Source organism: Mycobacterium sp. 663a-19 (genome assembly GCF_035616495.1).
Taxonomy (GTDB): Bacteria; Actinomycetota; Actinomycetes; order Mycobacteriales; family Mycobacteriaceae; genus Mycobacterium.
Window position 1 is genome coordinate 59,953 of sequence record NZ_JAPJAV010000014.1, and the last position, 18,411, is coordinate 78,363.

Consider the following 18,411-nt stretch of genomic DNA (forward strand, 5'->3'; position numbering starts at 1 on the left):
CTGCCCGGCAGTCGTGTCCGAATGAGCGTGGAGGGTTCTTGATGACATCAGCAGGCGGGCCGCCCCCGGGCGCCAGTGGATATTCGGGCCCTGGCGGGCATTCCGCCCCGCCGGCCCACGAAGCGCCCCCGGGCGGCGGCAATGGGCTGGCCGCCGAGGTGCACACCCTCGAACGCGCCATCTTCGAGGTCAAGCGGATCATCGTCGGCCAGGACCAGCTGGTGGAGCGGATGCTGGTGGGCCTGCTGTCCAAGGGGCACGTGCTGCTCGAGGGTGTTCCCGGCGTGGCCAAGACGCTGGCCGTGGAGACCTTCGCGCGGGTGGTCGGCGGGACGTTCGCGCGCATCCAGTTCACCCCCGACCTGGTGCCCACCGACATCATCGGCACCCGCATCTACCGGCAGGGCAAGGAGGAGTTTGACACCGAGCTCGGCCCGGTGGTGGTGAACTTCCTGCTCGCCGACGAGATCAACCGCGCACCGGCGAAGGTGCAGTCCGCGCTGCTGGAGGTCATGCAGGAGCGCCACGTGTCGATCGGCGGCAAGACCTTCCCGCTGCCCAACCCGTTCCTGGTGATGGCCACGCAGAACCCGATCGAGCACGAGGGCGTCTACCCGTTGCCCGAGGCGCAGCGGGACCGCTTCCTGTTCAAGATCAACGTCGGCTACCCGTCGCCGGAGGAGGAGCGGGAGATCATCTACCGGATGGGGGTGACACCGCCGCAGCCCAAGCAGATCCTCAACACCGGCGACCTGGTGCGGCTGCAGGACATCGCCGCCAACGTCTTCGTTCACCACGCGCTGGTCGACTACGTGGTGCGCGTCGTCATGGCGACCCGTTACCCGGAGCAGCTCGGGATGAACGACGTCAAGACCTGGGTCTCGTTCGGCGCGTCCCCGCGCGCGTCGCTGGGCATCATCGCCGGCGCACGCTCCCTGGCGCTGGTGCGCGGCCGCGACTACGTGATCCCGCAGGATGTCGTCGAGGTCATTCCCGACGTGCTGCGGCACCGGCTGGTGCTGACCTACGATGCGCTCGCCGACGAGATCTCGCCGGAGATCGTGATCAACCGGGTCCTGCAGACCGTCGCGCTGCCGCAAGTGAATGCCGTTCCCCAGCAAGGCCATTCGGTGCCCCCGGTGATGCAGACCGTGGCGGCTAGCGGTCGGTGACCGATCCCGACAAGCGGGCGGTGCCGCATCCACCGTCGTTCCAGCGCGGGCAGATCGACGACCCGAAGCTGTCGGCGGCGCTGCGCACCCTCGAGCTGACCGTCCGGCGGAAGCTGGACGGTGTCCTGCACGGCGACCATCTCGGGCTGATCCCGGGTCCCGGCTCGGAGCCGGGGGAGTCGCGCCTGTATCAGCCGGGCGACGACGTCCGGCGGATGGACTGGGCGGTCACCGCGCGCACCACGCACCCGCACGTCCGCCAGATGATCGCCGACCGCGAACTGGAGACCTGGCTGGTGGTCGACATGTCGGCCAGCCTGGACTTCGGAACCACGGTGTGCGAGAAGCGCGACCTGGCGGTCGCGGCCGCGGCGGCCATCACGTTCCTCAACAGCGGCGGGGGCAACCGGCTCGGCGCGATCGTCGCCACCGGCGCGACCATCACCCGAGTGCCGGCGCGCTCTGGGCGCCAGCACGAGCAGACCCTGCTGCGGACGATCGCGACGACGCCCAAGGCGCCGGTTGGGGTCCGCGGGGACCTGGCGACCGCGATCGATGCGCTGCGCCGGCCGGAACGCCGTCGGGGAATGGCCGTGATCATCAGCGATTTCCTGGGCCCGATCAACTGGATGCGTCCGCTGCGGGCGATCGCGGCGCGCCACGAGGTGCTGGCCATCGAGGTGCTCGATCCCCGCGACGTCGAGCTGCCCGACGTCGGCGACGTCGTGCTGCAGGACGCCGAGACCGGGGTCACCCGCGAATTCACCATCGATGCCCAGCTGCGCGACGACTTCGCCAAGGCGGCCGCCGCCCATCGCGAGGAGGTGGCCCGCACGATTCGCGGTTGCGGGGCACCGGTATTGACGCTGCGCACCGACCGGGACTGGATCGGTGACATCGTCCGCTTCGTCGAGTCCCGCCGGCGCGGGGCGATGGCGGGCCGCCAGTGACGCTGCCACTGCTGGGGCCGATGTCGCTGTCCGGCTTCGCCCACTCGTGGTTCTTTCTTTTCCTTCTCGTCGTCGTCGGCTTGGCCGTGCTGTATGTCGTCATGCAGTTGGCGCGGCAGCGCCGGATGCTGCGGTTCGCCAACATGGAGCTGCTGGAAAGCGTCGCGCCGAAGCGGCCCGCCAAATGGCGGCATCTGCCGGCGATTCTGCTGGTGGCGTCGCTGGTGCTGTTCACCATCGCGATGGCGGGGCCGACGAACGATGTCCGGATCCCGCGCAACCGCGCGGTGGTGATGCTGGTGATCGACGTGTCGCAGTCGATGCGGGCCACCGACGTGCAGCCCAACCGGATGGCCGCCGCGCAGGAGGCCGCCAAGCAATTCGCCGACGAGCTGACGCCGGGCATCAACCTCGGGTTGATCGCCTACGCGGGAACCGCGACGGTGCTGGTGTCGCCGACGACCAACCGGGAGGCGACCAAGAACGCGCTGGACAAGCTGCAGTTCGCCGACCGGACCGCCACCGGCGAGGGGATCTTCACCGCGCTGCAGGCCATCGCGACGGTCGGGGCGGTGATCGGCGGCGGCGACACCCCGCCGCCGGCGCGCATCGTGTTGTTCTCCGACGGCAAGGAGACGATGCCGACCAACCCGGACAACCCGAAGGGCGCCTTCACCGCCGCGCGCACCGCCAAGGACCAGGGCGTGCCGATCTCGACGATCTCGTTCGGCACGCCCTACGGCTTCGTCGAGATCAACGACCAGCGCCAGCCGGTGCCGGTCGACGACTCCACCATGAAGAAGGTCGCCCAGCTCTCCGGGGGGAACTGGTACAACGCCGCCAGCCTGGAAGAGCTCAAGGCCGTCTACGCGTCGCTGCAGCAGCAGATCGGCTACGAGACGATCCGCGGCGACGCCAGCGTGGGCTGGCTGCGGCTGGGCGCGTTGGTGCTGGCGCTGGCGGGGTTGGCGGCGCTGCTGATCAACCGCCGGCTGCCCACCTGACTTTCTTTGCGCCGAGCGTGAAACTGTTGCGAAATCCGTCGCGGTTTTTCGCAACAGCTTCACGCTCGGCAGCCGATTTCGGCCCCGCCACGGCGAGACGATAGGTTGGCCGGGTGACTGACACGGCCACCGACCCCGCCGCCGACTACGGCAAACCCGCATTCGTATCCCGCTCGGTCCTGGTGACGGGCGGAAACCGGGGCATCGGTCTGGCGATCGCGAAGCGGCTGGCCGCCGACGGCCACAAGGTGGCCGTCACGCACCGCGGATCGGGTGCGCCCGACGGCCTGTTCGGCGTCGAGTGCGACGTCACCGACAACGACGCCGTCGACCGCGCCTTCAAGGAGGTCGAGCAGCATCAGGGTCCGGTCGAGGTGCTGGTGTCCAACGCCGGCGTCGCCGCCGACGCGTTCCTCATGCGGATGACCGAGGAGAAGTTCCAGAAGGTCATCGACGCCAACCTCACCGGGGCGTTCCGGGTGGCCCAGCGGGCATCGCGCAGCATGCAGCGCAACAAGTTCGGCCGAATGATCTTCATCGGCTCGGTCTCCGGCACCTGGGGCATCGGGAACCAGGCCAACTACGCGGCCTCCAAGGCCGGTGTGATCGGCATGGCCCGCTCGATCGCCCGGGAGATGTCGAAGGCCAACGTGACCGCGAACGTGGTGGCCCCGGGCTACATCGACACCGACATGACCCGCGCGCTGGACGAGCGGATCCAGGAGGGGGCACTGCAATTCATCCCGGCGAAGCGGGTCGGCACCGCCGCCGAGGTCGCCGGGGTGGTCAGCTTCCTGGCGTCGGAGGATGCGAGTTACATCTCCGGGGCGGTCATCCCGGTCGACGGCGGCATGGGCATGGGCCACTGAGGAACGATAGGACGGACATGGCAGGACTGCTTGACGGCAAACGGATTCTGGTCAGCGGGATCATCACCGACGCGTCGATCGCGTTCCACATCGCGCGGGTGGCCCAGGAACAGGGCGCCCAGCTGGTGCTGACCGGCTTCGACCGGTTGCGCCTGATTCAGCGCATCGCCGACCGGCTGCCGGAGAAGGCCCCGCTGATCGAGCTCGACGTGCAGAACCAGGAGCACCTGGGAACCCTCGCCGAGCGGGTGACCGACGCGATCGGCGACAGGCTCGACGGCGTGGTGCATTCGATCGGCTTCATGCCGCAGTCCGGCATGGGCATCAACCCGTTCTTCGACGCGCCGTGGGAGGACGTCGCCAAGGGCATCCACATCTCCGCGTACTCGTACGCCTCGATGGCTAAGGCGTTGCTGCCCATCATGAATCCCGGCGGTTCCATCGTCGGCATGGACTTCGACCCGAGCCGCGCGATGCCGGCCTACAACTGGATGACCGTCGCCAAGAGCGCGCTGGAGTCGGTCAACCGGTTCGTCGCGCGCGAGGCCGGCCCATACGGTGTCCGCTCGAATCTCGTTGCGGCGGGCCCGATCCGGACCCTGGCAATGAGCGCGATCGTCGGGGGCGCGCTCGGTGACGAGGCCGGGGCGCAGATCCAGCTGCTCGAGGAGGGCTGGGACCAGCGCGCCCCAGTCGGCTGGAACATGAAGGACCCCACGCCGGTCGCCAAGACGGTGTGCGCGCTGCTTTCCGAATGGCTGCCGGCCACGACCGGGACCGTCATCTACGCCGACGGCGGCGCCAGCACCCAATTGCTTTAGATAGCAATGGAATTCGACGCGGTCCTGCTGCTGTCCTTCGGCGGGCCGGACGGGCCGGAGCAGGTTCGGCCGTTCCTGGAGAACGTCACCCGCGGCCGCAACGTCCCGCCCGAGCGCCTCGACGACGTCGCCGGGCACTACCTGCACTTCGGCGGGGTGTCGCCGATCAACGGCATCAACCGCGCGCTGATCGCCGAGCTGAAGGCCGAGCTGGACCTGCCGGTCTATTTCGGCAACCGCAACTGGGAGCCCTACGTCGAAGAGTCCGTTGCGACGATGCGGGACAACGGCATTCGTCGCGCGGCGGTGTTCGTCACCTCGGCGTGGAGCGGCTACTCCAGCTGCACGCAGTACGTCGAGGACATCGCCCGGGCGCGGCGGGTGACCGGGCCGGACGCGCCCGAGCTGGTGAAACTGCGGCCCTACTTCGACCATCCGCTGTTCGTCGAGATGTTCGCCGAAGCCATCGCGGCGGCGGCCGCCACCCTGCCCGCCGGGCTGCGCGGCGACGCGCGGCTGGTGTTCACCGCGCATTCGGTCCCGGTGGCCGCCGATCAGCGCTGCGGCCCGCGGCTCTACAGCCGCCAAGTCGCCTACGCCGCAAGGCTGGTTGCGGCTGCGGCGGGCATCGCCGACTACGACCTGACGTGGCAGTCGCGCTCGGGGCCGCCACAGGTTCCGTGGCTGGAACCCGATGTCGCCGATCACCTGACCGGGCTCGCGAAGGCGGGCACCGAGGGGGTCATCGTCTGCCCGGTCGGCTTCGTCGCCGACCACATCGAGGTGGTGTGGGACCTCGACCACGAGTTGCGGTCACAGGCCGAGGCGGCGGGGATGGCGTTCGCCCGGGCCGCCACGCCCAACGCGGATCGGCGCTTCGCCCGGCTGGCGGCGGGCTTGATCGACGAACTGCGGTTCGATCGCGCGCCCGCCCGGGTGACCGGCCCCGATCCGGTGCCCGGCTGCCTCGCCAGCGTCAACGGGGAGCCGTGCCGCCCGCCGCACTGCGCCGCGGCCGAAACCTAGTCGGCCCAGCCCTTCGCGAGCGTGAAACTGTTGCGAATCCGCCGCGGGTTTTTCGCAATGGCTTCACTTTCGGCGTGATGAGCGTGACGAGCGTGACGAGGATGACGAAGACGCTCAAACCTAGTCGGGCCAGGCCGACTGCAGGATCGCGTCGACCGCGGCCATCCGCGCCGAACGCACCACCGCGGTGAGCGGCCGCAGCGCGTCGCTGGTCGGGGTGCCGACCACGTGCGGAACCGAGTCGGGCAGCCGGCTCAGCCCGGCGCTGACGGCGATGATCGCGTCGACGTGCGCGGCGTTCTCGAGCACCCGCAGCGCGCGCGTCGGCGCATGGTCGGGAATCCGGTGTCGCCGGGTGGATTCCAGCAACTGCTCGACGAGGCCACGCGGATCGTCGACGTCGGCCGCGACGGATCCCAGGCCGATGGCGCCCAGCGCGTCGGCGGCCGAGCGCACGGCCGACCGCAACGCATACTCGGCGTCGCCCAGCTCGTGGTGGTCGAACGCGGGCGCGCCGGGCAGCGAGTACACCGTCCAGGACAGCGCGCACCGGCCGGGGAAAGCCGGTTCCGGGTCGAGAGGGTCGGCGGCCTCGTCGGGATCGTCGTCGTAGAACTCGGGGACCAGGCCGACGGCGGCGGAATCGCCGGGGCTGGTGATGATCACCGCTTCGCCCGCGGCCAGGGCGTCGTGCTCGAACTGGGTGCCCGCGGCCAGCCCGCGTACGTCGCCCGGCACCGGCAAGACCACGTTGATCGTCCCGCGCAACCGGCGCCGGCCGGCCGCGGCGCGCAGCGTCTGCAACAACGAGACGGTTCCGGCGTCGTGGACATCGGGCCAGGGCAGCCCGGTGTGGCCCGCGGCCACGGCATCATACGCGGTAACCGATTGCTTTGGTGCCCAAAGGGATAACGCGTCCAAAACGTCGTCGGGCGCGGCCTTGCCCGCGAGCCAGGCGTTGGCCCACAGGGACAGCGAGACACTGGGACACCACATGATCTCGGAGTGTAGTTGTTCGGTCCGGCAAAGGCGGATTACGCGTATTCTGACCGCATGCCCGCCGCGGTGATCTGGCTCATATTCGCGCTGGTGCTTGCCGGCGCGGAGGCGCTGACGGGCGACATGTCCCTGTTGATGCTTTCCGGGGGCGCGCTGGCCGCCGCGGGCAGCACCTGGCTGCTGGACTGGCCGGTGTGGGCCGACGCGGTGGTGTTCGTGGTCGTCTCGGTCCTGCTGCTGATCCTGGTGCGGCCCGTGCTGCGGCGCCGGCTTGCGCCGGCGAAGGGGCTGCCGACCGGCGTCCAGGCGCTGGAGGGCAAGAGCGCGCTGGTCCTCGACCGCGTCGCCCGCGACGAAGGCCAGGTGAAGCTGGACGGCCAGGTGTGGACGGCGCGCCCCCTCAACGACAACGACGTGTACGAACCCGGCGAGCGGGTGACCGTCATGCAGATCAACGGCGCCACCGCCGTGGTCTTCAAGGGCGTGTAATCGGTGGCGGAAAAATAGGAGGAACCCCGATGCCGGGTTATGTAGCAGGTCTGGTGTTTCTGGCCGTCGTGGTGATCTTCGGGATCATCGTGGTGGCGAAGTCCGTTGCGCTGATCCCGCAGGCCGAGGCCGCGGTGATCGAACGCCTGGGCCGATACAGCCGCACCGTCAGCGGACAGCTGACGTTGCTGGTGCCGTTCATCGACCGCATTCGCGCGCGGGTCGACCTGCGCGAGCGGGTCGTGTCGTTTCCGCCGCAGCCGGTGATCACCGAAGACAACCTGACGCTGAACATCGACACAGTCGTCTACTTCCAGGTCACCGTCCCGCAGGCCGCCGTCTACGAGATCAGCAACTACATCGTCGGCGTCGAACAGCTCACCACCACCACGCTGCGCAACGTCGTCGGCGGCATGACGCTGGAGCAGACGCTGACGTCCCGCGACCAGATCAACGCCCAGCTGCGCGGTGTGCTCGACGAGGCGACCGGCCGCTGGGGCCTGCGGGTGGCCCGGGTGGAGCTGCGCAGCATCGACCCGCCGCCGTCGATTCAGGCCTCGATGGAAAAGCAGATGAAGGCCGACCGGGAAAAGCGTGCGATGATCCTGACCGCCGAGGGCATGCGCGAGTCGTCGATCAAGGAAGCCGAGGGCGCCAAGCAGTCGCAGATTTTGGCGGCCGAGGGCGCCAAGCAGGCCGCGATCCTGGCCGCCGAGGCCGACCGGCAGTCCCGGATGCTGCGCGCCCAGGGCGAGCGCGCCGCGGCCTATCTGCAGGCGCAGGGGCAGGCCAAGGCCATCGAGAAGACGTTCGCCGCGATCAAGGCCGGCCGGCCCACCCCGGAGATGCTGGCCTACCAATACCTGCAGACGCTGCCGGAGATGGCGCGCGGTGACGCCAACAAGGTGTGGGTGGTGCCCAGCGACTTCAGCGCGGCGCTGCAGGGCTTCACCCGGATGCTGGGCAAGCCGGGCGAGGACGGCGTGTTCCGGTTCGAGCCGTCCCCGGTCGACGACACACCCAAGCATGCCGCCGACGACGACGCCGACGTCGCCGACTGGTTCTCGACGGACACCGATCCGGCGATCGCTCAGGCCGTCGCCAAGGCCGAGGCGATAGCCCGCCAGCCGGTGGACGGCCAGCCGGGGACGGTGCCGCCGGAGCTGACTCAATAGGATTGCGCGATGGTTGCTTTGACATCACCGAAAACCTATGCGGCGCTTGGCGCGTTCCATGCCGTCGACGCGGTGGCGTGCGGCGTCCAGGTGGCTCCCATCAGGAAGACGCTGGATGATCTGGGCGTCCCCGAGGGCGTTCGGCCCGTGCTGCCGGTGGTCAAGACGGCCGCCGCAGTCGGCCTGCTGTCGGTCACCCGATTCCCCGTCCTGGCCCGGCTCACGACGGCGATGCTGACGTTGTATTTCGCCTTGGCCGTGGCCGCGCACGTCCGGGTGCGGGACAAGCTCGTCAATACGCTCCCGGCCGCGACGTTGTTGGCAACGTTCGCGGTGATGACGGCGAAGGGCCCGGATCGGGGTTAGGTCAGGCGCAATTCGACCATCGGCAGCGGCGTCTGGGTGTCGGTGATCGTCGTGCCGAGCGTTCCCTCGAGCACCTGCTTGAACTGCTCCCAGGTCCGCGGGTTCCGGGCGCGGTAGGCGGCCAGCACGCGATCGGCCTCGGCTTGGTCGAGGATGCGCGCGACGGCCGGCGCCGGCCGGCGGCTCCCCGCGTACACCCGCACCCGCGGGTTGGCCTCGATATTGCGGAACCACTGGGCTTTTCGGCCGAAGCCGGAAGCGACGACGTAGCTGCCGGGCGCGGGGTGGTCGACCACCTCCAGCACCGCGTAGCGTCGCGCGCCGGACTTGCGGCCGAGATGTTCGAGCATCAGGATGCGCGAGCCGAACAGCGCGCCTGCGCGGGCCTTGTAGATCCAGATCGGTGCGCGCACCAGGGGGCGGAACCGCAGCAGTCGTTCGCCGGCCCGGGCAAGGAACGACGAGAAATGTGGCGTTGGCATGTCGCCATCGTTTCATCCGGGCACCCACCGCGTACGCGCGGCGGGTTTGGGTATGAGCGCGCTATTTGATGCGGTCGGTAATCGTCTGGTCAATGGTTCGCGCGGTCTGCTCCGATTGGGGAAGCCCCAGCGCCCCGACATTGATCAGGGCCGAGGACTTGACGCGATAGATCAGCTTCCATTGGTCGGAATTGAACGCCACCGTGGATGGATCAGTCTGGTCCAGGGTGAAATCATAATTTGCAGCGTGCAGCCCTGAACACGCCGTCAGGGTCGAGACAAGGCGATCGAAGGCGGCGCGCGCCGCACCGTCATCCCGGTAGATGCCGACGGCCTGAATGACGTTGGCGACACCGCGAATCTTGACGTCGCCGACGCCGCCGTAGGTGTCACCGTTGAAAGTCACGGAACGAAACTGTGTCCAACCGTCGTCGAGTGTGGCCTCCTGGTCGAAGACTGCCCGGCACGGACCCGGGGCATCTGAATTCGAGTGGCGTGGTTGCCGCACCTCGGACCTCGGGCCCGCCTGAAGCGCATCGACGCCCGAGATGCGACGCACGTCGTCGAGGCTCACGACCAACGAATCAGTGGTGATGCCTGCTGTGGCCGTGCTGCTGGCTTTGCCCGGCGGCGGCCCCGAAAACCAGCAATTCACCGCTTCGAACATTCCCACCACTCCATCTGTGCATTCGACCACTCGGTCCGCACGCTATCGCTTAGTTCGCAAACGGACTCACCGAGGCGCGCCGGGCGTGGGCGTAGGGCGTCCGCGAGATTCCGGTATTCGTCAACGGCAGCACAACCGCTCGAGCTCAGTGGGCACCGGCCGGTGGGGTCGTCACCGCGGTGAGGCTCCACTTGTCGAGCCAGGGTTGGACCAGCTCGGCGATGGAGAATCTGGCCGGCGCCGAACACTTGGCGTCGGGCTTGCCGGGATTGAAGCCGCGGATGTCGATGCCCACTGCGGCGGCGGTGCCGTCGCGCTGCATCACATAGACCGGGCCGCCTGAATCGCCGCATTGGCCGGGCGCCGAAAATACGACCTTGCTGTCCGTGACATCGAGGACCTGTCCGCAGATGGCCTCGCTGGTGCTCATGCCGAACTTGCACAGCTGCTGGCCGATTTGCAGTTCGCTCGCGACGCCGGAGACCGGCAACGAGGCGGCGATGGCCGAACTCTGGGGGACGGCGTCGCCGTCGAGCACGATCAGGCCGATGTCGTGTTGTTCGCTGCGAACCCCCTCGCTGACCGTCTGGCCGAACGCGCCGAACGGTGTGTACGGCAGGATGCCGGCGAGGTTCATCGTCACCCTGCTGCGTTGGCCGGGCCGGTTGCAGTGACCCGCGGTGAGAACGCCGGGCCGACCGGCGCTGGTGTGCACCAAAAACCCTGCGGTGCAACCCATTCCGCCGAAGCCGTCGGCGTACTCGACGTAGATGCCCGCGCCGGGGCCGATCGCACTCGCCGCGGGCAGGGCGATGGGTGACAGGACCGGCGACGGTGTGGGCTCTGCCGAATCGACATCGTTGGGCCGCAGGCCGATCGCCGCCACCAGTGCGACGGCGCTGACCAAGGTTGCGAGCGTCAGCACCGAGGTACGCGTTCTCTGGCGCCGGGCGCTAACCCTCACCATTTACCAGATCTTTCAGGCAACGGGCGGCGCGTTCAATAGCGCGGGCCGGTCAGCCGACGGTGGCGGGCTCCTCACCGCGCGCCGTGCCCTGCGGGCTGCGGCGGTGGTGCCGGCGGTGGTGCCGGCGATGGTGGCGGATCTCGACGATCAGCCCGGTCAGCCCGAGGGCGCCGGTGCATACCGAAAACAGGTACAGCAGCGAGCTGGGGTGACCGGCGAGCGCGTCGCCGAGGATCACCACCGCGGCGGTGCCGGGCAGCAGGCCGCACAGCGTGGCCAGCGTGTAGGGCAACGCCCGAACGGCCGACGCGCCGGCGGCGTAGTTGATCGCCGAAAACGGGACGGCCGGGATCAGCCGCAGCGACACGACGGCGAGCCAGCCCCGCTGCCGCAGGCGCTCGTCCACCGTGTCGATCGCGCGGTGGCGCACCAGGCGGTTCAGCCGCCACCCGGCCGCGCGCACCAGATAGAGCGCGATCACCGCACTACAGGTGCTGGCGAGCACCGCGATCGGCACGCCCAGCGCCGGCCCGAACAGGAGCCCGGCGGCCAGGGTGAAGGGCGTGCGGGGGACCGGCACGATCGTCGCCACGATGTGCGCCAGCAGAAACGCCAGCGGGAACCACGGGCCCACCGATTCCGCCCAGTCGCGCATCTGCACCGGCGCGGGCAGCGGAACCCACGTCGCCGCCGCCACCAGCGCTGTGATACCGACCACTATGGCCACCACCCGCGGCCGGGACAGCAGGCGCGCCGCCGCGCCGATCGCACCGCCGAGATCGCGCAGCGTATCGGTGATTTTGCTGGTGGCGGGAGCCGTCACGCGTCCTAAGGTTACGGGGCCCAGGTGAATAACTCATTTCCCGCGGCTGGCGTTTCGCAGCGGGCCGTGCCCGGACGGCCCACGCCGCCGTTTTTTGCGAGGGGCGCGATCAATTAGCCTGCTTATTAAGTGGCTTTTCTTCTGCGAAAACAGGAGCAGTCGGTGTCCATTGACGTACCCGAGCTCGCCGACCTGGAACAGGTTCGCGGGCGCTGGCGCAGCGCCGTCGCCGGTGTGCTGTCCAAGAGCACCCGGCGTGACCCCGCCGAGCTGGGCGACGAGCCCGAGCACCTGCTGGACGCCCCGACCTATGACGGGTTCGCCATCCGGCCCCTCTACACCGTGTTCGACGAGCTGCCGGAGCCGCCGCTGCCGGGCGAGTGGCCCTACGTGCGCGGCGGCGACGGGTTGCGCGACGTGCAGTCCGGCTGGAAGGTTGCCGAGGTCATCCCCGCCGCCGGGACCCCCATCGACGACGCGAACGCGGCGGCGCTCGCCGCGCTCAACGACGGCGTCAGCGCGCTGTTGGTCCGGGTGGGGGAGTCGGGCGTGCCGGTGGATCGGCTCGAGGGCCTCCTCGCGGGCGTGCACCTGAACCTGGCGCCGGTGATCCTCGATGCGGGTGCCGACTACCCGGCTGCCTGTGAGGTCATGCTGGCGCTGGTCGCCGCGGTGGAACCCGAGGATCGGGCCACCGTCTCGGTCGACCTGGGCGCCGACCCGCTGACCGCGGCGCTGAGCGACCGTCCGGCGCCCGCGATCGAGGAGGTCGTCGCGGTCGCCGCGCGAGCGGCCCGCGATCACGGGGTGCGAGCGATCACCGTCGACGGGCCCGCGTTCCACAATCTGGGCGCAAACGCGACGTGGGAGCTGGCCGGCGTGATCGCGGCCGGCGTGGCCTACCTGCGGGTGCTCACCGAGTCCGGCATGCCGGCCGACGAGGCGCTCGGGCAGATCAGCTTCCGGCTGGCCGCCGACGACGACCAGTTCATGACGCTCGCCAAGATGCGAGCCGTGCGGCAGCTGTGGGCACGGGTCGCCGAGGTCGTCGGCCACCCGGACCGCGGCGCCGCCGTGGTGCACGCCGAGACGTCGCTGCCGATGATGACCCAGCGCGACCCATGGGTGAACATGCTGCGCTGCACGCTGGCGGCCTTCGGTGCGGGCGTCGGTGGCGCCGACACCGTGCTGACGTTCCCGTTCGATGTGGCGATCCCCGGCGGCTTTCCCGGCACGGCGGCCGGCTTTGCGCGCCGCATCGCCCGCAACACCCAGCTGCTGCTGCTGGAGGAGTCACACGTCGGACGGGTGCTGGACCCGGCCGGCGGTTCGTGGTACGTCGAAGACCTCACCGAGCGGCTGGCCCAGCAGGCGTGGGAGCGGTTCCAGGCCATCGAGAGCCGCGGCGGATTCGTGGACGCCCGCGGCTACGTCGCCGAGCAGATCGCCGAGGTCGCCGCGCGACGCGCCGCTGACGTCGCGCATCGTCGCACCGCGATCACCGGGGTCAACGAATTCCCGAATCTCTCCGAACCGGCCCTGCCACAAGGGGATTCGTCGGTCCCGCCGCGCGCCGCCGGGAACTTGCAGCGTTACGCCGCCGCGTTCGAGGCGCTGCGCGACCGCTCGGACGTCTACCTGGCGCGCACCGGGTCGCGGCCGCGGGCGCTGTTGTTGTCGCTGGGTCCACTGGCCGAGCACAACACCCGGGCGACCTTCGCGGCGAACCTGCTGGCATCGGGCGGCATCGAGGCCGTCAATCCCGGACCGGTCGACGCCACCGGCGTCGCGGCAGCGGTCGCCGAGGCGGGGTCGCCTGTGGCCGTCATCTGCGGCACTGACAAGCGCTACCAGCAGGAGGCGGCCGGCGTTGTCCAGGCCGCCCGAAGCGCCGGCGTGGAGCGCGTTTACCTGGCCGGGCCCGAGCAAGATGCCGAGCACCGGCCGGACGAGTACCTGACCGCGAAAATCGATGCGGTCGAAGCCCTTTCGAATCTGCTCACCCGATTGGGAGCCTAGCCGCAATGACCACGAGCACCGCTGCGATCGGCAGCTTCTCCGACATCCCGCTACACGGTGACCGTGCCCCGCGGCGGCCCAGCGAGGCTCCGGCAGGTACCGCGTGGCATACGCCCGAGGGCATTGACGTCAAACCGGTGTACATCGCCGCGGACCGTGCCGCGGCGGCCGCCGAGGGCTACCCGCTGAACAGCTTCCCGGGCGAGCCGCCGTTTGTGCGCGGCCCGTACCCGACGATGTATGTCAACCAGCCCTGGACAATCCGCCAATACGCCGGGTTCTCCACCGCGGCGGATTCCAACGCGTTTTACCGTCGCAACCTCGCCGCCGGCCAGAAGGGCCTGTCGGTGGCCTTCGACCTGGCCACCCACCGCGGCTACGACTCCGACCATCCCCGCGTCCAGGGCGACGTCGGAATGGCCGGTGTGGCAATCGATTCCATCCTCGACATGCGCCAGCTCTTCGACGGCATCGACCTGTCGGCGGTGAGCGTGTCGATGACGATGAACGGCGCCGTGCTGCCGATCCTGGCGCTGTACGTGGTGGCCGCCGAGGAGCAGGGGGTGCCTCCGGAGAAGCTGGCCGGCACCATCCAGAACGACATCCTCAAAGAGTTCATGGTCCGCAACACCTACATCTACCCGCCCAAGCCGTCGATGCGCATCATCTCCGACATCTTCGCCTACACCAGCGCCAAGATGCCGAAGTTCAACTCCATCTCGATCTCCGGCTACCACATCCAAGAGGCCGGGGCCACAGCGGATTTGGAGTTGGCCTACACCCTGGCCGACGGCGTCGACTACATCAAGGCGGGCCTGGACGCTGGGCTCGGCATCGACAAGTTCGCGCCCCGGCTGTCCTTCTTCTGGGGCATCGGGATGAACTTCTTCATGGAGGTCGCCAAGCTGCGGGCCGGCCGGCTGCTGTGGAGCGAGCTGGTCGCCGGGTTCGGCGCCAAGAACCCCAAATCGCTGTCGCTGCGCACACATTCGCAGACCTCAGGCTGGTCGCTGACCGCGCAGGACGCGTTCAACAACGTCGCCCGCACCTGCATCGAGGCGATGGCCGCCACGCAGGGCCACACTCAGTCGCTGCACACCAACGCGCTCGACGAGGCGCTGGCGCTGCCCACCGACTTCTCGGCCCGGATCGCGCGCAACACCCAGCTGGTCTTGGCGCAGGAGTCGGGCACCACCAGGCCCATCGACCCGTGGGGCGGCTCCTATTACGTGGAGTGGCTGACCCATCAACTCGCGCAGCGGGCCCGCGCCCACATTGCCGAGATCGCCGAGCACGGCGGCATGGCGCAGGCCATCAGCGACGGCATCCCCAAGCTGCGCATCGAGGAGGCCGCCGCGCGCACCCAGGCCCGCATCGACTCGGGCCTCCAGCCGGTGATCGGGGTCAACAAGTACCAGGTCGACGAGGACCAGCAGATCGAGGTGCTCAAGGTCGAGAACAGCCGGGTCCGCGCCGAGCAGCTGGCCAAACTGAAGGAGCTGCGGGCGAGCCGGGATCAGTCGGCGGTCGACGCCGCCCTGGCGGAGCTGTCCCGGGCCGCCGCGGCTCACGGTCGCGCCGGCGACGACGGGCTGGGCAATAACCTGCTGGCGCTGGCCATCGACGCGGCCCGGGCCAAGGCCACCGTGGGCGAGATCTCCGACGCGCTGGAAAAGGTCTACGGGCGGCACCAGGCCGAGATCCGTACCATCGCCGGCGTCTACCGGGACGAGGCCGGCGGAGCCGGAGGAGGTGACAGCATCACCCCGCTTTCCAAGGCGAGCGCGCTCGTCGAGAAGTTCGCCGAGGCCGACGGGCGCCGGCCCCGAATTCTGGTGGCCAAGATGGGCCAGGACGGCCACGACCGCGGGCAAAAGGTGATCGCGACGGCGTTCGCCGACATCGGGTTCGACGTCGACGTCGGATCGCTGTTCTCCACCCCCGAGGAGGTGGCCCGCGAGGCCGCCGACAACGACGTGCACGTCATCGGGGTGTCCTCGCTGGCCGCCGGGCACCTGACGCTGGTGCCGGCGCTTCGCGATGCCTTGGCCGAGGTGGGCCGGCCCGACATCATGATCGTGGTGGGCGGCGTCATTCCGCCGGACGACTTCGACGAGCTGTACGCTGCCGGTGCCGCCGCCATCTTCCCGCCCGGCACGGTGATCGCCGACGCCGCCATCGGCCTGCTCAACAAGCTCGCCGAGCGGCTGGGGTATGACCTGAGCTAGATGGCACCCGATCCCGTCAACAACGACACCGTCGACGAGGTAGCCGCTGCCATCCGCAGCGGCGATCGCGCGGCGCTGCCGCGGGCCATCACGCTGCTGGAATCCACCCGCGCCGATCACCGCCAGCAGGCGCAGCAGCTGCTGCTGGCTCTGCAGCCGGACACCGGTGACGCGCACCGCGTGGGCATCACGGGGGTCCCCGGGGTGGGGAAGTCGACGACCATCGAGTCGTACGGCATGCATCTGATCGAACAGGGCCACCGGGTCGCCGTGTTGGCGGTGGACCCCTCGTCCACCCGCACCGGCGGGTCGATCCTCGGCGACAAGACGCGGATGGCCCGGCTGGCACAGCACCCCGACGCCTACGTCCGGCCATCGCCGACGTCGGGCACGCTGGGCGGGGTGGCAAAGGCCACCCGGGAGACCATCGTGCTGCTGGAAGCCGCCGGCTTCGACAAGATTTTGATCGAAACGGTCGGAGTCGGGCAGTCCGAGGTGGCGGTGGCGAACATGGTCGACACGTTCGTGTTGTTGACCCTGGCGCGCGCCGGCGATCAACTGCAGGGCATCAAGAAGGGCGTGCTGGAGCTGGCCGACATCGTCGTGGTGAACAAGGCCGACGGCGAGCACGTCGGCGACGCCCGGATAGCGGCGCGGGAGCTCTCGGCCACCATCAGAATGATTTACCCGCGTGAAACGCTTTGGCGGCCACCGGTTCTCACCATGAGCGCGGCGGAGGGGACGGGGCAGACGGAGCTGTGGGACACGATCGAGCGCCATCGTCAGGTGCTCGCGGACGCCGGAGAGTTGGAGGCCCGGCGCCGGGCCCAGCAGGTCGACTGGACCTGGCAGATGGTGCGCGACGCCGTGCTGGACCGGCTGCTGTCCAACCCCGCGGTGCGCAAGATCCGCGCCGAGGTGGAGCGCCAGGTGAAGGAGGGGGAGTTGACCCCCGCGCTGGCGGCTCAGCAAATACTGAAGGCCGCGTCCGGCTAACGGAAAGATAACTTAATTACTGTTTGCCCATGGGGCATGTGAAATCCAAGTAAATTTGACTTGTGACAATGGGGTCCCGAGTCGATCGCCGCGCGGTCCCTGTCCACGATGACCCTGACGCAGGTCATCGTGTGTCCGGCGCGGCGGACTCACAATTCGGTTGCGTCGTTCGCAGCTTCGCCAGCATGTTTCCCGCGCGCCGGTTCGGCGGCGGGGCCCTGGCGGTGTATCTCGATGGCCAGCCCGTGGTCGACGTGTGGACGGGCTGGTCCGACCGGGGAGGCCACCGGCCATGGTCGGCCGACACCGCCCCGATGGTGTTCTCGGCGACCAAGGGAATGGCCGCCACGGTCATCCACCGGCTTGCTGACCGAGGATTGATCGACTACGAGGCGCCGGTCGCCGAGTACTGGCCGGAGTTTGCAGCAAACGGCAAGGCCCATCTCACCGTGCGCCAGGTGATGCGACACCAGGCCGGCCTGTCGGGCCTGCGCGGGGCCACCAAGGAAGAGCTGCTGGACCACCTCGTCATGGAGGAGCGGCTGGCCGCGGCGGCGCCCGGGCGGCTGCTGGGTAAATCGGCATACCATGCGCTGACCTTCGGCTGGCTGATGTCCGGGCTGGGCCGGGCCGTCACCGGGAAGGGCATGCGGGCGCTGATCCGCGAGGAGCTCGCCGAGCCCTTGGGCACCGACGGCATGTACCTGGGGCGGCCGCCGGCGGGGGCGCCGACGCGGGTCGCCGAGATCATCGCGCCGCAGAACATCGTGAGCATTCCGGTCGTCAACTACGTGACGCGCAAGGTCGCGATGGAGCTGTCCGGCGGTTTCCGGTCCATGTACTTCCCGGGCATGATGGCCACGGTCAAGGGTGAGAATGCCATGCTCGACGGAGAGCTCCCGGCGGCCAACGGGGTGGTCACGGCCCGCGCGCTGGCACGAATGTACGGCGCCATCGCCAACGGCGGCGAGGTCGACGGCATACGCTTCCTGTCCCGTGAGCTGGTTGCCGGCCTCACGGGTCGAAAGAGCCTGCGGCTGGACCGAAACCTGTTCGTGCCGTTGGCTTTCCACCTCGGCTACCACAGCCTGCCCATTGGCAATGTGATGCCGGGCTTCGGCCATGTCGGGTTGGGCGGGTCGCTCGGCTGGACCGACCCCGCTAGTGGGGTGGCGTTCTCGTTGGTGCACAACCGGCTGCTGACACCGTTTGTGATGACCGATCATGCGGCGTTCGTGGGCATCTATGCGCTGATCCGTCAGGCTGCCGCAAAGGCTCGCAAACACGGTTTCCAGCCGGTGACCGAGTTCGGCGCGCCGTTCAGCGAGCCGGGGGCCGTCGCGGGCTGATTTGCGGTT

17 protein-coding genes and 1 pseudogene are annotated in these 18,411 nt (G+C 69.3%); 13 read left to right on the forward strand and 5 right to left on the reverse strand.

What is annotated here, in order from left to right:
- Window positions 1-41: 41 nt before the first annotated feature.
- The 6 genes and pseudogenes from OQ968_RS21770 (at window position 42) to OQ968_RS21795 (ending at window position 5,867) form a co-directional block, all read left to right on the forward strand.
- The gene (locus OQ968_RS21770) at window positions 42-1,172 is read left to right on the forward strand and encodes a MoxR family ATPase (RefSeq protein WP_324681371.1); all 1,131 of its coding nucleotides are present in this window, start codon (window positions 42-44) and stop codon (window positions 1,170-1,172) included.
- Window positions 1,169-2,122, forward strand: coding sequence for a DUF58 domain-containing protein (locus OQ968_RS21775; protein WP_324681373.1), 954 nt, complete (start codon window positions 1,169-1,171; stop codon window positions 2,120-2,122). Before OQ968_RS21770 ends, OQ968_RS21775 begins: the two co-directional genes overlap by 4 nt.
- Window positions 2,119-3,126, forward strand: a complete 1,008-nt coding sequence (locus tag OQ968_RS21780; protein WP_324681375.1) for a VWA domain-containing protein — start codon at window positions 2,119-2,121, stop codon at window positions 3,124-3,126. The genes OQ968_RS21775 and OQ968_RS21780 overlap by 4 nt, the downstream gene beginning before the upstream one ends.
- 113 nt (window positions 3,127-3,239) lie before the next feature.
- Window positions 3,240-3,995: a 3-oxoacyl-ACP reductase FabG1 gene (gene fabG1, locus OQ968_RS21785; protein ID WP_324681377.1), complete on the forward strand. Its 756-nt coding sequence runs from the start codon at window positions 3,240-3,242 to the stop codon at window positions 3,993-3,995.
- A gap of 17 nt (window positions 3,996-4,012) precedes the next feature.
- Entirely contained in the window at window positions 4,013-4,816 is an 804-nt protein-coding gene (gene inhA, locus OQ968_RS21790; protein ID WP_324681379.1) for an NADH-dependent enoyl-ACP reductase InhA, read from the forward strand.
- Between the two features lie 6 nt (window positions 4,817-4,822).
- Window positions 4,823-5,867, forward strand: a pseudogene (locus tag OQ968_RS21795) (ferrochelatase).
- A 95-nt stretch (window positions 5,868-5,962) separates the two neighbouring features.
- Here OQ968_RS21795 and OQ968_RS21800 read toward each other — a convergent pair.
- Window positions 5,963-6,838, reverse strand: a complete 876-nt coding sequence (locus OQ968_RS21800; protein WP_324681381.1) for a hypothetical protein — start codon at window positions 6,836-6,838, stop codon at window positions 5,963-5,965.
- 57 nt (window positions 6,839-6,895) lie between these two features.
- Between OQ968_RS21800 and OQ968_RS21805 the strand changes: the two genes are divergently transcribed.
- Genes OQ968_RS21805 through OQ968_RS21815 form a run of 3 tightly spaced genes read left to right on the forward strand, consistent with a single transcriptional unit; the run spans window position 6,896 to window position 8,871 of the window.
- The gene (locus OQ968_RS21805; RefSeq protein ID WP_324681382.1) at window positions 6,896-7,330 is read left to right on the forward strand and encodes an NfeD family protein; all 435 of its coding nucleotides are present in this window, start codon (window positions 6,896-6,898) and stop codon (window positions 7,328-7,330) included.
- A 29-nt stretch (window positions 7,331-7,359) separates the two neighbouring features.
- The gene (locus OQ968_RS21810) at window positions 7,360-8,505 is read left to right on the forward strand and encodes an SPFH domain-containing protein (RefSeq protein ID WP_324681384.1); all 1,146 of its coding nucleotides are present in this window, start codon (window positions 7,360-7,362) and stop codon (window positions 8,503-8,505) included.
- Window positions 8,506-8,514: 9 nt separating this feature from the next.
- On the forward strand, window positions 8,515-8,871 hold the full coding sequence (locus tag OQ968_RS21815; RefSeq protein WP_324681386.1) for a DoxX family protein: 357 nt from the start codon (window positions 8,515-8,517) through the stop codon (window positions 8,869-8,871).
- Here OQ968_RS21815 and OQ968_RS21820 read toward each other — a convergent pair.
- The 4 genes from OQ968_RS21820 to OQ968_RS21835 form a co-directional block, all read right to left on the reverse strand.
- Window positions 8,868-9,353 (reverse strand): nitroreductase family deazaflavin-dependent oxidoreductase, encoded by a 486-nt coding sequence (locus OQ968_RS21820; protein ID WP_324681388.1) that lies wholly within the window; start codon window positions 9,351-9,353, stop codon window positions 8,868-8,870. The two genes, OQ968_RS21815 and OQ968_RS21820, sit on opposite strands and share 4 nt — an antisense overlap.
- A 61-nt stretch (window positions 9,354-9,414) precedes the next feature.
- The gene (locus OQ968_RS21825) at window positions 9,415-10,020 is read right to left on the reverse strand and encodes a sensor domain-containing protein (protein WP_324681389.1); all 606 of its coding nucleotides are present in this window, start codon (window positions 10,018-10,020) and stop codon (window positions 9,415-9,417) included.
- A 145-nt stretch (window positions 10,021-10,165) separates the two neighbouring features.
- Entirely contained in the window at window positions 10,166-10,987 is an 822-nt protein-coding gene (locus OQ968_RS21830; protein ID WP_324681391.1) for an endopeptidase, read from the reverse strand.
- Between the two features lie 49 nt (window positions 10,988-11,036).
- Window positions 11,037-11,810: a TVP38/TMEM64 family protein gene (locus tag OQ968_RS21835; protein WP_324681393.1), complete on the reverse strand. Its 774-nt coding sequence runs from the start codon at window positions 11,808-11,810 to the stop codon at window positions 11,037-11,039.
- 162 nt (window positions 11,811-11,972) lie between these two features.
- Between OQ968_RS21835 and mutA the strand changes: the two genes are divergently transcribed.
- The 4 genes from mutA to OQ968_RS21855 all read left to right on the forward strand — a co-directional run bounded on the left by mutA (window position 11,973) and on the right by OQ968_RS21855 (window position 18,402).
- Window positions 11,973-13,829, forward strand: a complete 1,857-nt coding sequence (gene mutA / locus OQ968_RS21840) for a methylmalonyl-CoA mutase small subunit (protein WP_324681395.1) — start codon at window positions 11,973-11,975, stop codon at window positions 13,827-13,829.
- A gap of 5 nt (window positions 13,830-13,834) precedes the next feature.
- Complete coding sequence (scpA, locus tag OQ968_RS21845) at window positions 13,835-16,057, forward strand: methylmalonyl-CoA mutase (protein ID WP_324681397.1); 2,223 nt, start codon at window positions 13,835-13,837, stop codon at window positions 16,055-16,057.
- Complete coding sequence (gene meaB / locus OQ968_RS21850) at window positions 16,058-17,053, forward strand: methylmalonyl Co-A mutase-associated GTPase MeaB (RefSeq protein ID WP_324681399.1); 996 nt, start codon at window positions 16,058-16,060, stop codon at window positions 17,051-17,053.
- Window positions 17,054-17,121: 68 nt separating this feature from the next.
- The gene (locus OQ968_RS21855) at window positions 17,122-18,402 is read left to right on the forward strand and encodes a serine hydrolase domain-containing protein (protein ID WP_420715978.1); all 1,281 of its coding nucleotides are present in this window, start codon (window positions 17,122-17,124) and stop codon (window positions 18,400-18,402) included.
- Window positions 18,403-18,411 lie beyond the last annotated feature (9 nt).

What these genes read in the sequence shown, in the direction of transcription:
- OQ968_RS21770 (WP_324681371.1), top strand. Translation starts at nt 42, where the DNA reads ATGACATCAGCAGGCGGGCCGCCCCCGGGCGCCAGTGGATATTCGGGC.
- inhA (WP_324681379.1), top strand. Translation starts at nt 4,013, where the DNA reads ATGGCAGGACTGCTTGACGGCAAACGGATTCTGGTCAGCGGGATCATC.
- OQ968_RS21800 (WP_324681381.1), bottom strand. Translation starts at nt 6,838, where the DNA reads ATGTGGTGTCCCAGTGTCTCGCTGTCCCTGTGGGCCAACGCCTGGCTC.
- OQ968_RS21805 (WP_324681382.1), top strand. Translation starts at nt 6,896, where the DNA reads ATGCCCGCCGCGGTGATCTGGCTCATATTCGCGCTGGTGCTTGCCGGC.
- OQ968_RS21810 (WP_324681384.1), top strand. Translation starts at nt 7,360, where the DNA reads ATGCCGGGTTATGTAGCAGGTCTGGTGTTTCTGGCCGTCGTGGTGATC.
- OQ968_RS21815 (WP_324681386.1), top strand. Translation starts at nt 8,515, where the DNA reads ATGGTTGCTTTGACATCACCGAAAACCTATGCGGCGCTTGGCGCGTTC.
- OQ968_RS21820 (WP_324681388.1), bottom strand. Translation starts at nt 9,353, where the DNA reads ATGCCAACGCCACATTTCTCGTCGTTCCTTGCCCGGGCCGGCGAACGA.
- OQ968_RS21825 (WP_324681389.1), bottom strand. Translation starts at nt 10,020, where the DNA reads ATGTTCGAAGCGGTGAATTGCTGGTTTTCGGGGCCGCCGCCGGGCAAA.
- OQ968_RS21830 (WP_324681391.1), bottom strand. Translation starts at nt 10,987, where the DNA reads ATGGTGAGGGTTAGCGCCCGGCGCCAGAGAACGCGTACCTCGGTGCTG.
- scpA (WP_324681397.1), top strand. Translation starts at nt 13,835, where the DNA reads ATGACCACGAGCACCGCTGCGATCGGCAGCTTCTCCGACATCCCGCTA.
- meaB (WP_324681399.1), top strand. Translation starts at nt 16,058, where the DNA reads ATGGCACCCGATCCCGTCAACAACGACACCGTCGACGAGGTAGCCGCT.
- OQ968_RS21855 (WP_420715978.1), top strand. Translation starts at nt 17,122, where the DNA reads ATGGGGTCCCGAGTCGATCGCCGCGCGGTCCCTGTCCACGATGACCCT.